We start from the raw sequence: 14,665 nt of genomic DNA on the forward strand, positions 1-14,665 counted from the left end.
GTTAATACGGTTTGAAAAAAGTATAGTTTTCAATTCCTTCAATACAGCGATTGAAAGCGTTTCAATCCAAATCATCATAAGATTATAAAAGAAAAGTAATGAGATTAAAAGACAAAGTTATACTAATTACAGGAGCTTCAAGTGGCATAGGGGAATCTACAGCGATGACTTTATCCGAAAAAGGAGCTTCAGTCGTATTGTGCGCTAGAAGTGTAGATAAGCTTAATAAAATAAAAGATCAAATTGAAAAAAATGGAGGAAAAGCTCTGATTATTGAAACTGATGTCACCAAGCCAGATGATTTTAAAAATGCTGTTTCTCAAATACTTGAAAAATACGGCACTATAGATGTATTGATCAACAACGCTGGATTGATGCCGCTTTCTTACATCGAAAAACTGAAAACTGATGAATGGCACCAAATGATAGATGTCAATATCAAAGGTGTTCTTAACGGCGTGGCCGCCGTATTACCAACGATGAGAAAAAACAAAAGCGGTCATATTATTAATATATCATCTTCAGCAGCTCATCGCTATTTCCCAGGTGGAGCGGTGTATAGTGCTACCAAAATTGCTGTTAAGATGTTTTCGGAAGGATTAAGACAGGAGTTGACGTCAGCATATGGCATCAAAGTAACTTCTATAGAACCAGGTGCTGTTGACACAAGTCTGTTCGAAAGCATTACCGATGAAGACATCAAAGATAAACTGAAAGATATGAAAGAAATGACAAAACTGGAGGCGGAAGACATCGTCAATGCGATCTTCTATGCGCTAAGTCAGCCAGACAGAGTCAACGTTAACGATGTTTACTTAATGCCCACAGATCAAGGATAACTATAATTACAAAAACGCAACACAACATGAGTGATATAAAAACTAAAAAAGACATAGAGACAATCAACCCTGCAACAGGAAAATGTCTTAAGCATTACAGTTATATGACCGAAGAAGAGGTAAATAAAGCCATTTCTAAATGTCAGCAGGCTTTTGAGAAATGGAAAAACATATCCACAGAAGATCGGGCACAAGCGATAAAAGCCGTTGGTAGAGCGCTGAGCAATGCCAAACAAGAATTAGCTCAACTCATGACCGATGAAATGGGAAAAACCTTGGAACAAAGCCTACAAGAAGTAGACTTGTGTGTGGCGATTTGTGAATATACGGCCAAGATAGGTCCTAAAGAGTTGGAAACCGAAGAGCGAGCTATGATTAGCGGAGAACGTGGCCGTGTGTCTTACGCGCCTATTGGAGTGATTTACGGCATCCAGCCGTGGAATTTCCCGAGTTACCAGGTAGTGCGCTACTCTATAGCCAATCTAATGGCAGGTAATGCTATTCTTTTAAAACATGCTTCCAATGTGACGGGTTCAGGCAAACTGCTAGAAAGCATTTATTCAAAAGCTGGATTGCCTGAAGGTTTATTTACCACATTGATCATCGATCACGACCAATCGAATAAGGTGATCAAAAACAAATCAGTAAGAGGAGTTACCCTTACAGGAAGTCCTGATGCAGGAAGAGCTATTGGTCAAAAAGCTAGTGCGGAATTGAAAAAAACAGTCTTAGAACTGGGGAGTAATGATGCCTATCTTGTATTTGAAGATGCCGACATGGATCTAGCGGTAGAAACATGTGTGCGTGGACGTATTTATAATAATGGCGAAACCTGCATTGCTGCGAAACGTTTTATCGTCGCTGAAAAGGTGTATGATGAATTCCGAGATAAATTTGTCAAAGCCATGAGTGAAGTAAAAACAGGAGATCCTAATCAAGAAAGTACTCAATTAGGACCTATGGCTAGAGAAGATCTTCGCGAGGAATTACATAATCAGGTGGTGGAAAGTGTCAAAAATGGGGCTGAGATCGTCTGCGGAGGAATAATTCCAAGTGGAGAAGGATTCTTCTATCCAGCTACAGTTTTGGTCAATGTAAAGCCTGGCCAGCCAGCTTACGACGATGAGTTTTTTGGACCTGTAGCTTCACTCATCAAAGCTAAAGACAATAAAGATGCGATGCGTATTGCCAATGATAGCCGTTTTGGTCTTGGAGGAGGAATTTTTTCTAAAAACGAAGATGCTGCAATTGAGATGGCAGAAAAGTATTTTGATACTGGGATGGTTTTCATAAATTCCTTTGGCTTAGCTGATCCTGCCATGCCATTTGGCGGAGTAAAAGATTCAGGCTATGGAAGAGAACACGGTGGTTTTGGATTGAAAGAATTTGTGAACGTCAAAAGCGTGATGAAGAGATAAGTTTTAAGTTTAGAGTAAGTTTGTTAATGATGCCTCTTTTAAAATACAATTTAAAAGAGGCATTTTTAAATTATATATAAATAGGCTAGTCTAAAATGAACCCTTGAAATGCTTAAATATAGTTCTATTACAATTATGTGATCTCTTGGTTTAAATATCACTATGCTCCTACCTATCTTTAAAATATATTTAAGACAAAGCCTTATCCGTAAGCTCGATATAAATTTTCAAAAAATCATACTAGAAAGATCTGGAAGATCTTTTAGGTCCTTCTGGATGATTCAGTTTTGAAAAAGATTTGAATACTTTAAGACATTCAGTAAACATAAATCGTTTTACAAGATTTCGCCTTGAAAGCTATATGTCTATATAAGCATAATTATTAATTCGTCTCACAGGAATAGATTCAAAGGTTTTTGGGCTCAATATTTTTTTTCTACTGATCAACATAATTTTCACTCTTTCATCCGATTCGATGTAATAGAATCTATAACCAAAGACTAAAAACACAGGGTTAAAGTAGGACACTCGAGAAACAAAAGTAAAAATGATGGTGAGACCAAAAATGACAAAAAAAGCAGTTAAGCCTCTGACGCTTAAAGCAACAAAAAAGAAAGCAAAATAGTTATCGAGAAAATTATTTTCTGAAGGATTGATCGATTTAATCTGACTGACTTTTGAGACTGGTAAAAGTTTACATATACCAAGCGAAATAAATACAGTAATAAATGGAATTAAAGCGTAACCTAGATGTACAACCCAGTCATTAATTCCAAGTTGGCCTTTTAAAGGATTGATGTCGTTTTGAATCAAAAAAACAACCAAAAAAAAGGAAACCGAACTCATGGTTAAAAAAAGTCTTAGGATAATTTTCATATTGCTTTGAGTTATAAGATAATTAGTTCAAAGCAAGCATCTTCTTATATGCTATTTTATAGCCTTGTTTTAAAGTATTCGCGGTCTAAAAGATAACTGCTTATAGAGTTGAATCAATGACAATTTTCAGCTCGGATATCACTTTAATCTAATGTAGATCCTATCGACTTAAGCTCTATTCAGATTGAATTTATCTCATTGACTATGAATAACTTAAAATTTATAATTTGAAATTTACTGTTTATTTTTTTAACAATATGGGTGTAAAAAAGAAAATTATCACAATTGGCTTATAATTAGAGTAATCAAAGCATATTAAGGTTAACTTTTTATATAATTCTAATCTTCTAATTAAACCTTATGAAAGCAACTGAAACTGCATTAAAAACTCCAAAATATCGCTCCAACATATTGTCATCTATAGGTCACACGCCATTGATTAGATTGGCAAGATTTTCTAGCCAAATGGAATGTCATGTCTATGGGAAAATGGAAAGTTTTAATCCAGGAGGAAGTATAAAGGATAGAACAGCACTTAATATGTTGTCTAAAGCCATGGAGTCTGGAGAAGTGGAGCCTGGTGATACGATTATTGAGTCCAGTTCAGGAAACATGGCTTTAGGTCTAGCTCAAGCTTGTAAATTTTATAACATAAATCTTATCATCGTCCATGATCCTAAACTAAATAATCACTCCAAAAAAATACTACTGACCTATGGGGTTAAGCTTGTAAAAGTAGATCAACCCAAGACAAAAGGGGGTTACTTGGAAAGCCGTATTCAAAAAGTAAATGAACTCTTAGATAAATTTCCTCACAGTTATTGTTTGAATCAGTATCAAAATGCTGCCAATCCACAAACTCATCTACAAACCATGAAGGAAATTACAGAAGCGCTAAATCAACATGTAGATTACATATTTATAAGCACCAGCACCTGCGGTACACTCATGGGATGTGCACTTTATATTTATAAAAATAATTTAAAAACAAAAATCATTGCCGTTGATGCTTTGGGTAGCATCACTTTTGGTAAAAAGGAGTCCAAAAGACTTATCCCTGGACATGGTTCAGGCAAACCCTCTAATTTCTTAGACCTTGCTTATATTCATGATGTTGTACACGTTTCAGATGAAGACAGTGTTCAAGGTTGTTGGAAATTGCTGGAAAAAGAAGCAATTCTCTGCGGAGGTTCCTCTGGAGCTGTTATTTCTGCAATTGAAAGGTATGCTCCAAAAATAGAGGCTAGAGCTCAGTGTGTAGCTATTCTTTGCGACAGAGGTGAGCGTTATTTAGATACGATATTTAACAAAAAATGGATAGTGCAACACTTTCCTGATTTTGTGTTTCCAAAGGAACAAATTCAGGAAAAAGTTAAATAAAGTTATGAGTAGTAAACCATTTAAAATAGCAATAGTTGGATGTGGCCCTAAGGGGCTATACGCTTTTGAACGACTCTTAGCTGAATTAAAGGCCACTCCTATTCACAGGACAGTAAGTATATACCTCTTCAATAAAACCAAATTTTGGGGTTCTGGGGATGTTTACAGAAGTGATCAGCCAAAGTATTTATTGATGAATTTTTCCAATAAACATATTCAGCTATGGACTAAAGAAAGCCCAAAAGCTGTCATCGATCTTCCTATGAATTTATCTGAATACCTCGCCAAAATAAATCAAAAAATCAAAGAGAAGCTTGACCCCTTATTTTCTTCAAGAGCAGTCGTAGGAGAATATCTAGAAAATGGATTTGAACAACTTTGTCAAAACCTTCCAGATAATGTAAGTATTAATCAACTTATTTCTGAAGTCAATTCCATAAAGAAAAATGCCGGTAGCTATTCCATCAGTTTTAAACAGCAAGAAGGGGTTTTTCAAATAAATGATTTTCAAAATATACTGATCTGCACGGGACACCAAGGCCGTAGAGAAAAAGTTAGACGCGCGCAAGTTGACTTCATTTACCCCATAGAAAAACAATTGAAAAACATTACAAAAAATGATTCCGTAGCCATAAAAGGAATGGGCTTAACTTTTATAGATGCAGCGCTGGCACTTACGGAAGGTAAAGGTGGTAAATTTTCCGCAACTAAAGCAGGTGGTTTGACTTACAAAGCCTCTGGTAATGAACCCAAATGTATGTTCCCTTTCTCTACCTCAGGTTGTCTCATGTGGCCAAAATATAGCTTTGAGGATAGTCAACACCTCTATATAAAAAACCTCACCCCCTACCCTTTTAAAAAGCTGAATTTTAAAAATGATATTCTACCGCTTTTAGAACAGGATATGGAATTGGCTTATTATAAAACTTTATTTACGCATGAAAATGAAAGCCTAAATTTTCATTCAAATTACGATGTAGTTAGGTGTCACATCAAGAATTTTCATCAAAAGTATCCTAAATATAAGGCTTTTGCAGCAAAGCATTTCTTTGAACCTGAGTTCAATTCAGGTAAAAGTGTTCATCAAACTATCGTAACTGGACTTTCAGATTATACCGATCCTAAAAAACTGAAAATTGAAGATCAGGCAAAACTGAGAGCTGGTGCCATTTGGCGTAAAATAAGCCCTGTGTTTAATGAGCTTTATGCTTTCAATGGACTTGACGCTAAATCTCATAAGGATTTTGACAAGTATTATTTCAAAAAGTTGAATCGTATCGCTTATGGTCCACCGCCTGTTAATTTAAGAAAGATACTCGCCTTAGCACATGCAGGGTATATTGATTTTCAGTATGCAAAAAATCCTGAGGTGTTCCCATTTGAGAAGGGGTACAAGCTGAAGAGCTCAACTTCAGAAACACATTGTAGTGTGTTGATTGATGCTCGAATTCCAAAAAATGACATAGCAAAAGAGGCTTCTGGTTTATATAAAAATTTATGTAAAAACCTCCTGTCTCGTCCTTATATTAACATGCATGGCAAAACCACTTATGAACCTGGTTCTGTTGAAATTAACAAAAAAGGTAATCTGATAAACACAGAGGGCCATAAAGAAAACATTAGTCTATATGGCACACCTACAGAAGGAATAGTACACGACAACGATACATTGTCTAGAACACGTAATAATTTTGCTACACCCTGGGCTCAAGAAGTCATGAATCAATTAATGAATAGTCAACATGAAAACAAACAACAGCTTACCAAAACTATCGCCACTACAAAGTGACTGGATGTTACAACTTATTGGAAATAAAGGACTGATCGACAAACTTTTTGAAACCTATGGATCTCCCATCAACATCCATCATCTGCCTAACTTTGATAAAAATGTAAGCCTTTTTCAAGAGGTCTTTAAAAGACATCACATCCCATTTAAATTGTTTTATGCACGGAAAGCCAATAAGAGTAAAAGTCTAGTCAAAAGAGCTGAACAAAACGGTATTGGTGTGGATACTGCCAGTTTTAGGGAATTGCAACAGGCGCTTGAGGCAGGTGTCAACCCAAAACGTTTAGTGGTGACGGCAGCTATTAAGTCTAAAAAACTACTAAAATTAGCTGTCGAAAATGAGGTCCTTGTAATTCTTGACAATCAAGACGAATGTGACTTATTGAGCAGCATTGCAAAAAAACTAAATAAACAAACCCCTGTAGGCTTTCGAGTAAGTGGATTTCTTGTAGGCTCAAAAAAACTTTACAGCCGATTTGGTTTTGATATAGACAAGGTTGAGTTTATAATAAGTTCCAATTGTAAGCCTAAGAACAAAACGCATTTAAATTATACCGGCTTGCATTTTCACTTAAACGCTTATTCTACGCAAGAACGGGGAGCTGCCTTGTGTCAATGCCTATTATTATCTGAAGAACTTAAGGCAAAAGGTTTTCATACCGAGTTTATCGATATTGGCGGTGGTGTGTTGATGAATTATTTAAGCGATAAAACAGAGTGGATCAACTTCAAAGAAGAACTGAAAAAAGCAGTAAAAGGCGAGCGAGAAGAACTCACTTTTAACAACGATGGTTTGGGATACCAAATGATAGAAAACAAATTGGAAGGAGACTTGGCAACCTACCCCTTTTACAATGAAAACAACAGTGCTATTTTTATTGAAAAAATACTTAACTATCAAAACCTGTCAGAATTACTTCAAGATAAGGCTATCGAAATCCGCATGGAGCTAGGGCGCTCCCTACTCGACCAAGTAGGCTTGACGCTTGCCAGAGTAGTGTTTAGAAAAAAAGACATGTATGGGAGGTGGCTAGTCGGCTTGGAAATGAATATGAGCCAATTGCAAAGTTCAAGCGCCGACTTTTTACTAGATCCGATATACGCGTTTGAAATAGCCGAGGAAGATCCAGTAGATGCTTATTTTACTGGAGCATACTGCTTAGAGCGAGACATTGTTCTCAAACGAAAAATCACTTTGCCTCATTTACCAAAAGTTAATGACGTTATAGGATTTGTAAACACCGCTGGGTATATGATGCATTTTTTTGAAACGCAAGCGCATTTGTTTGAGTTGTCTGTGAACTTGAGTTTAGAAGAGAAGAAAGAACACTATGAATTCAAAGATTTTAAAAATGAAGAATAAATTTTAATACCCCACTTTAATGATGGGTGTTTAAATTTGATGTTCTGCATTCACAAACATCAAAATGAAGTGGGCGTGTATTTTTTTTAAAAGGATAGCTAAGGACAATTGAAATGAAATCTCTTACAATTGACGATCTAAGCTTTTGAATTGGCTATTTTATCAATCATCTTTATTAGGGCTTGTTACAATTGAAAACGAGGTGAACGTTTCTTTTAAGTAAAAAAAGGGTTCAGCTATCTTCTTCATTTTTACTGAACAAAAATCCAAAAGGATATAAGGCTGGAACGTGAAGAAAGATAAGTCCTAGAATCGCAGTGAACGGTATGGCAAGAATCATCCCCGTAATTCCCCAAAGTGCTCCACCAACAATAACCGACAAAATAACTATGAAAGGATGTAAATCGACTTTATTTCCAATGACATAAGGCTGTAAGATATAACTCTCTACGAATTGAGCGATTGTAAATGTAATAATGATACCGATTAAAACATTAAGTTCACCTGTAATGAGGTAGCCAAATACTAAGGCCAGAGCTAATCCAATGATATTTCCGATATAAGGTATCAAGGTAAGCAGAGCTGCAATTATACTGATGAGAATAAAATTTTGAATTCCAGAAATACCCAAACCAATCGAATACAAAACTCCTAAAAAAGTAATGAGCATGAGTTTTCCAACGAGATATTGTTGTGCAACTTGTCCGACTTTGTGTATCACTTTTCCCACTTCTTTCTTTTGTTTTGACGGAAATAATTTCAACATAAATATTTTGAAATGTTTCCTGTAGTTTAATAAAAAGAAAATATAAATCATGGTAAGTAAATAATTACTTAAGAAACCAAGTGTACTGCTCAAAAATTCCAAAGCTTTTTTGCCAGCATTTTCAACGTTTCCTTCCACCAATTCTTTGCTGTCTTTTTCAGAAGTTTTGAGATCCCCTGCATCAAAAAAGGTATGCTGATAAACAAAGTCCTTAAGCTGGCCGACTTTGGGCTTCATCGTGTCTTCAATTTTAGGCCAACTATCGATAAAGTTTTGAATTTGAAATGAAATAAGAGCTAAAAAACCCAGGGATACTGTAAAAAGGACAAACACACTTATAAGAGAAGAGATCGCTCTTTTCATCCCCTTTTTTTCCAATATATTGGAAAGTGGTAAAATAACCAATGATAAAATCACAGCCGTTAGCAATGGGGCTAAAATTCCCTTAATTTCAACAAATGTTAAGAAAAGAAAATAGAGTCCTACAATACCTAAACTACCGTAAAGAATAATCATTTTGCCCTTGGATAATTTCATAATGATTGATTATCGTTTGAAAGTACAAAAGGAATGTCCTTGAAGGCTAAATTTGCTGTTAAATTTATTAATAAATGATTAGCCATTGTCTGTCTTTTAAAAATAATGCCTAACTTAAGGTGTTGGTTATCAATTTAGAACAAATAAAACAGCTTCCAAAAATCAACACTGCTTCAAACTATTGATATACAGCACCAATAAAAACAGTATTAATACAATTGCCTTGATGGCAGTGGTGAGCTTAACAACGCCTCCAAGCAGAAAATATAGTTTCCAAAAATCAACAACTTATGAAATATGATGCCATCATCATCGGAACAGGACAAGCAGGACCATCTTTAGCGGCAAGTCTAGCTAGTCATGGCCTAAAAGTAGCTATCATTGAAAAAGCAGATTTAGGAGGAACCTGTGTGAATACAGGCTGTACTCCAACCAAAGCTTATATGGCTAGTGCTAGACGAGTTTTTATGGCAAGAAGCAGCGAACCTCTTGGAGTAAGAATAAAAGGATCTGTTGAAGTCGATTTGAAAATAATTAAGAACCGAAAAGACAACATCGTAAACGACTCCAAAACTGGATTAAAAAAACTGTTTGATAGTAATGAGCACATTACTCTAATTCAAGGTAAAGCCAGCTTTACAGATGATTCTTCATTAGAAGTCAATGGAGAAACGTATTACGCAGATAAATTCTATATCAATGTAGGAGCAAAACCAAGTATTCCTAAGGGCTTCGAAAACATCAATTACTTGACTAATGAATCTATTCTCGAATTGGAAGAAGTCCCTGAACATCTTATGATTGTAGGTGGAGGTTACGTTGGTTTGGAGTTTGGACAAATGTTTAGTCGCTTTGGAAGTAAAGTTACCATTTTGGAAAGAGGCAGTCAATTGCTTAAAAAAGAGGATCCAGAGTTTGGAGAGGCCATTCAGAACATTTTAGAACAAGAAGGGATCACCATTGCGTTAAACTCTGAATGTACCAAAACTGAACAACAAGGACATCAGATTACAGTAAAAGTAAATGCTGGTGAAAGGGTCATAAGCGGTTCTCATATTCTTTTGGCAACTGGAAGACAACCAAACACGCAAGATTTAGGCTTAGAACATACGTCCGTGAACCTTAATGATAAAGGCTACATTGATGTGGATGATGAACTAAAAACATCTGCTGAGCATATCTGGGCGCTCGGAGATTGTAATGGCCAAGGAGCTTTTACTCATACGGCATATAATGATTGTCAAATTGTGATTTCTCACCTTTTTGAAGACCGAAAACGCTATGTATCCGACCGATTCACCTGCTACGCTGCTTTTATAGATCCCCCTATAGCACGAGTAGGAATGAATAGAGCAGACCTAAAAGCTGCAGGGATAAAAGCTAAAATAGCTACAAAATCTATGAGTGAAATAGCCAGAGCTAAAGAAATGGGAGAAACCCATGGTTTGCTCAACATCTACATAGAATGTAAATCGAATAAGTTTTTAGGAGCTACTTTTTTGGGAGTTGGAGCTGATGAATTTATACACCTCATACTGGACCAGATGTATGCTAATCAGGACTATAAAGTACTCCGGGACGCTGTACACATTCATCCTACTGTAAGCGAACTGCTCCCTACGATGCTCGAAAACCTAAAACCTTTAGACTGATCAAAAAGCTATACATAAAAACAAAACTCAGTATCAGTTTTGAGATTCTATGTTTTTTATACGTTTTGAATAAGGCCACAGTTTAATTGAGAGGTCTCAATTTGAGCATGAGTAAATCATAGAGCTGTATCAAAAAAAGCAGGGGAGACATTTGCCGTGCTGATAGTAATTGAGCTAAACATATAAATCGCAATGATACCAAAAACAATGTGTGAAATAAATAAAGCGATAAAATAGTGTAACAAAGGAACTTGAATTGGATTTTGATAAACCATAAAATAGGCTTTCCAGAAAAATATAGCGACAATTCCACTCACAGCTCCTATGATCAAAGAATTGCATAAAGTTATGTCGAATAGTCCGCAACTCCACATTATAAAGTAAATAAAACTAAATAATTGTCCAATAAATACATGTGCAATTGCACCTGTAATCAGTACTTTAGTTTTGCTGTTTAGGGTGAACATTCTAAATCCTGTTAACATTGAACCTAGAATATGAACAACTTTTGTGTTTTTACGACTTAAGCTCGCATACAAATACATTACCATCGTCATCACGAGTGTTGCTGCTAATCCTGATACGAGTACTAAATAGATAGGACTGAGTTCCATTTGGATTGATGTTTATGAGTATTTTCTCTATCAAAGACTTTTTTTAGAGGAAAAAGTGTAGTATGCCTAAGCACTACACTTTTTAATCTGGGACAAAATTTAATTTTTAAATTCTAATTTCGAGGCGACTATGTTGACCGCAGACAAGGCTACGTCTGTTAATTTTTCATCGGTCACTATTTCTTCATCAAGATTGTTTTTCAATAAAGCTGAAGCATCATTCAATCCTAGTGTTTCGGTAAATTGACGAAGTGACCCATAAGAAGCAATTTTATAATGTACAATTTTCTGCTCTGCAGAAATTATACCTGCGTCTCGCATGGCTCCTACTTCACAATCTTCTATAATTTTAGAGGCTTCTTTTATTAGACCTGACATAGCTTCACACCTTACAGCAACTGCCTTTTCATCAAGCATTTCAAACACTTGCTCTAAACGCCCTACATGTCCTTCAGTCTCCCCGAGATGATATGTTAAGGTTTCAATAAGTTCTGTACATGTAGAGTTTTCAATCATGCTTGGAATAGCTTTAGTTAGAGCTATTTCAGCCCAATACATGTCTTTTAATCCATCCTCAAATAATTTCATCAATTGTGAAGATTTCATTTTTTTTGAAAAATAGGTTTGCTTATTCGTGTTTTTACCATTTAGTGGAGTTGCTAAATTTTTGATTACAGAATCCATTGCTAAAGTTTTTAAGAGTTATTATTAGAGAATAGCACAAAGCTTATGAGTCAATTTCTCATTGATTTCTCAAAGTTTAACCATTGAAGAGTCATTTTATATAACTCTTAAGTTTAAAATTAAATTCATGTTGAATGCTACTATCCTTTAATAAGAAAACATCCGAGTAAATATTCTATGGCTTTTGACAGCTCAACCTAAAGGAGTTGTGAAGTCCTAGTAAGTCTTGAATAATTATTATGAATTAAGCTGATGAATCAATTTGCTGTATTACTCTATAATATTTCAGGTCAGAATTTGCGAATCCTCACTTGGAGAAGTTTGATTTACAGCCAACAATTGACTTAAACTAAATTGCTTTTTTTAAAGTCACAATATCATCTCGATCAGACATTAGCAATTGTTTTTGTCCCGAGACTATGCTATGTTGTTGATCACTTAAATGATTTATATCATTATTTAAAACATCATTATAAGCATCTAGTGCCTGATTTTCACCATGCTCACAGGAGCCCAGTATGGCTTCACGATCTTTACCTGTAAGTGCAGATTTCACATCCATCCAAGCTCGAAAAAACTTCCCAGAGGCTTTAGTTCCCTCTGCTTCTTCTCCTCCTAGTTTTTTTACTTCAACGACTAAATCTCGTTTAGCATTTTGACTATTAGAAATAAAACGTGAGAATAGAGTTTCAAATTCTGTATCTTTTGTTTCTTCTGCTGCCTTTTTATAGCCCTCAATTCTATCGTTATTGATAGTGACGAGTCTGTTTAATACTTCGATAGTGTTCTTGTTTTCCATTTTATTTGTATTTAAATGTTATTTCCTTTTTGATTTATTTATTTCTAGGGATAATTTTTATCAAGACAACTATTGCTGCTATTACTAGAAGTAAATGTATAATAGCTCCTGCACTGTAGACAAAAAAACCAAATACCCAAAATATGATAAGAATTACTGCGATTATATACAATATTCTTCATGATGTTTTATAATGTTTTTTTTGCACTTTAACTGAATGCTTATGATGCTCTTGCCAATCCGGTAAGGAATTTTTCGCCCAATTTTTAATATCAATATCATGACTATCTTCTGATGCGTTTTTAAAAGTTCCGATCGCGTCTTTATGCTTTTTCACCACCCTATCGAGATAAGCTTCATCAAAGTTCTTCCCAGTTTTTTCTTCTAAATTCTTATAATGAGTTCTGGTATCACTAGTCAATGAGTTTGGGATGATTATCATTTTACTCTTGGCTAGCACTTTCAAATCATCCTGAGATTTAGTGTGAGCTTCTTCCGTTAATTTTCCTAATTGCCGCACATCATAGGATGTTCCTTTATTTTGAGCCAAACGTCCTAATTGAATTTCTTCTAAATTAATTTCGGAAGCATTCACAAGAAAATCAGCGTCTTTTTCCTGTTGCTCTTCTTCAAATTTTTCATCGTTGCGTTCTTGAGCAACTTTTTTACTATCTGGAGATGTTTTAGAAAAATCGCATGAGACGATTAGAATTATCGCAATTATACTCACCGAAACTAAGAGCTCCCTTAAAAAGTTCTTTTTTTTCATTTTGTTTAATTTAATTATTCACTAGTATTTAATTCTTGAATCAATCTTAAATTGAGTTTTAGAGATAGATCAGGTTCATGAAGTTTTTACAATTATCAATTTCTTTTAAGGTCAAAAAATAGCTAGTAACTTCAAACTTTAATCAAAGATAGAGATATCATTATCTAACGATTTACATAATAATCATCATTATTTATACAATTAAATACGAATCTATTTTTATAAATCAATTATTTAACATTAAAAGTGAATATTTAGCAATAAAGAGGTATTAACTAAATTAAACCAATCTCTGTTTAATGATTAGTACCTGGATGCACGCCGTATTCTCAAATAGATAGTTTACCACGGATTTTACTTAAAACAGATTAAGTCCAAACCACTGATCAAAGAAAAAGCCATATGAGAAGACTACATTCAACTATAATTTTTCTGAACATTGAGTTAGGTTAAAGCGCATTTAAATAATGGAGATAAATTAAGGGTATTATTCATGGTATTCTTCTTACACCAGCGAGTAATTTGGCATCAAATATCTCCTCGCTATTGCTGTTAGATTTATGTAAGACAGAGATATCGCCAGTGGTTTCAAGAACGACAGCAAAGACTTGATCGTAGTTAAGAACATTGGCTTCTCTTAATTTTGCAACTAGTTGCTCCTCTTGAATTCGACCGTGTTTCAAATTGTCATAGAAGATTGTTTTTCCTTCCATAAGAAGAAGTGGTGAGTTAGAAATTAAATCATTCAAATGCCAATATTTTCGTTGCAATGTAGAAACGACATATTTAACAATCAAAAGCCCAGTGATGGCTACTGTAGCATGAACTAAAGATGTATTAGATGTGAGTGAAGAAGAAATGATGCTACCTACAGCTACAGTGAAAGCAAAATCATAGGCCGTAAATTTTGCAAAGGTTCTAAGACCGATTAGTCTAGTTAAAATAATAATGACTAAGAATATAACGACACATCCTATCAACGTCTTTACGAGAGGGTCGTCATTACTATATATCCAATCCATAATTAGTTTAATTTATAATCAGTTATTGTCAATAAATTCTTTGTGTGTTTTTGTATTATTAAGATCTACTTTTATGATGTGTTTTAAAAATCGATAGATTAGATATTATTCAGTTGTACTTTACACAAACAAACTTGATGACAGTAAATAGTCTCTA

At 34.9% G+C, this 14,665-nt stretch carries 14 protein-coding genes; 6 read left to right on the plus strand and 8 right to left on the minus strand.

Going from position 1 to position 14,665, the window contains the following annotated elements:
- The first annotated feature begins 98 nt into the window (after nt 1–98).
- Together LB454_RS02645 and LB454_RS02650 are read left to right on the plus strand one after the other, a co-directional pair.
- Nucleotides 99–839 carry an SDR family oxidoreductase gene (locus tag LB454_RS02645; protein ID WP_224462841.1) on the plus strand — a complete coding sequence of 247 codons (741 nt, stop codon included), beginning with the start codon at nt 99–101 and terminating at the stop codon, nt 837–839.
- Nucleotides 840–865: 26 nt separating this feature from the next.
- Entirely contained in the window at nt 866–2,257 is a 1,392-nt protein-coding gene (locus LB454_RS02650; protein ID WP_224462843.1) for an NAD-dependent succinate-semialdehyde dehydrogenase, read from the plus strand.
- 357 nt (nt 2,258–2,614) lie between these two features.
- On the opposite strand, the gene LB454_RS02655 is transcribed toward LB454_RS02650, so the two are convergent.
- Entirely contained in the window at nt 2,615–3,133 is a 519-nt protein-coding gene (locus tag LB454_RS02655) for a hypothetical protein (protein WP_224462845.1), read from the minus strand.
- A 360-nt stretch (nt 3,134–3,493) separates the two neighbouring features.
- On the opposite strand from LB454_RS02655, the gene sbnA reads away from it, so the two are divergent.
- From sbnA to LB454_RS02670, 3 genes are read left to right on the plus strand one after another with little or no spacing between them, the layout of a single operon-like run.
- On the plus strand, nt 3,494–4,513 hold the full coding sequence (sbnA, locus tag LB454_RS02660) for a 2,3-diaminopropionate biosynthesis protein SbnA (RefSeq protein WP_224462848.1): 1,020 nt from the start codon (nt 3,494–3,496) through the stop codon (nt 4,511–4,513).
- Between the two features lie 4 nt (nt 4,514–4,517).
- Nucleotides 4,518–6,302: an FAD/NAD(P)-binding protein gene (locus LB454_RS02665; protein WP_224462850.1), complete on the plus strand. Its 1,785-nt coding sequence runs from the start codon at nt 4,518–4,520 to the stop codon at nt 6,300–6,302.
- A complete protein-coding gene (locus LB454_RS02670; RefSeq protein WP_224462852.1) occupies nt 6,256–7,665 on the plus strand; it encodes a type III PLP-dependent enzyme domain-containing protein in 1,410 nt (469 codons plus the stop codon). The genes LB454_RS02665 and LB454_RS02670 overlap by 47 nt, the downstream gene beginning before the upstream one ends.
- A 232-nt stretch (nt 7,666–7,897) precedes the next feature.
- Here LB454_RS02670 and LB454_RS02675 read toward each other — a convergent pair whose 3' ends face one another.
- A complete protein-coding gene (locus LB454_RS02675; RefSeq protein ID WP_224462855.1) occupies nt 7,898–8,968 on the minus strand; it encodes an AI-2E family transporter in 1,071 nt (356 codons plus the stop codon).
- Between the two features lie 290 nt (nt 8,969–9,258).
- On the opposite strand from LB454_RS02675, the gene LB454_RS02680 reads away from it, so the two are divergent.
- Nucleotides 9,259–10,620: a mercuric reductase gene (locus LB454_RS02680; protein WP_224462857.1), complete on the plus strand. Its 1,362-nt coding sequence runs from the start codon at nt 9,259–9,261 to the stop codon at nt 10,618–10,620.
- A 116-nt stretch (nt 10,621–10,736) separates the two neighbouring features.
- On the opposite strand, the gene LB454_RS02685 is transcribed toward LB454_RS02680, so the two are convergent.
- From LB454_RS02685 to LB454_RS02710, 6 genes are all read right to left on the minus strand, one after another.
- Entirely contained in the window at nt 10,737–11,234 is a 498-nt protein-coding gene (locus tag LB454_RS02685) for a hypothetical protein (protein WP_224462859.1), read from the minus strand.
- Nucleotides 11,235–11,333: 99 nt separating this feature from the next.
- A complete protein-coding gene (locus LB454_RS02690) occupies nt 11,334–11,918 on the minus strand; it encodes a YciE/YciF ferroxidase family protein (RefSeq protein WP_224462861.1) in 585 nt (194 codons plus the stop codon).
- Nucleotides 11,919–12,267: 349 nt separating this feature from the next.
- Nucleotides 12,268–12,717, minus strand: a complete 450-nt coding sequence (locus LB454_RS02695) for a ferritin-like domain-containing protein (RefSeq protein WP_224462863.1) — start codon at nt 12,715–12,717, stop codon at nt 12,268–12,270.
- Between the two features lie 34 nt (nt 12,718–12,751).
- Nucleotides 12,752–12,889, minus strand: coding sequence for a lmo0937 family membrane protein (locus LB454_RS14095; RefSeq protein WP_262902755.1), 138 nt, complete (start codon nt 12,887–12,889; stop codon nt 12,752–12,754).
- A gap of 6 nt (nt 12,890–12,895) precedes the next feature.
- The gene (locus LB454_RS02705) at nt 12,896–13,486 is read right to left on the minus strand and encodes a DUF4142 domain-containing protein (protein ID WP_224462866.1); all 591 of its coding nucleotides are present in this window, start codon (nt 13,484–13,486) and stop codon (nt 12,896–12,898) included.
- Between the two features lie 491 nt (nt 13,487–13,977).
- Nucleotides 13,978–14,508, minus strand: coding sequence for a DUF421 domain-containing protein (locus LB454_RS02710; protein WP_224462871.1), 531 nt, complete (start codon nt 14,506–14,508; stop codon nt 13,978–13,980).
- Between the last annotated feature and the right edge of the window lie 157 nt (nt 14,509–14,665).

This window comes from Psychroflexus montanilacus, assembly GCF_020164535.1.
Lineage (GTDB): Bacteria > Bacteroidota > Bacteroidia > Flavobacteriales > Flavobacteriaceae > Psychroflexus > Psychroflexus montanilacus.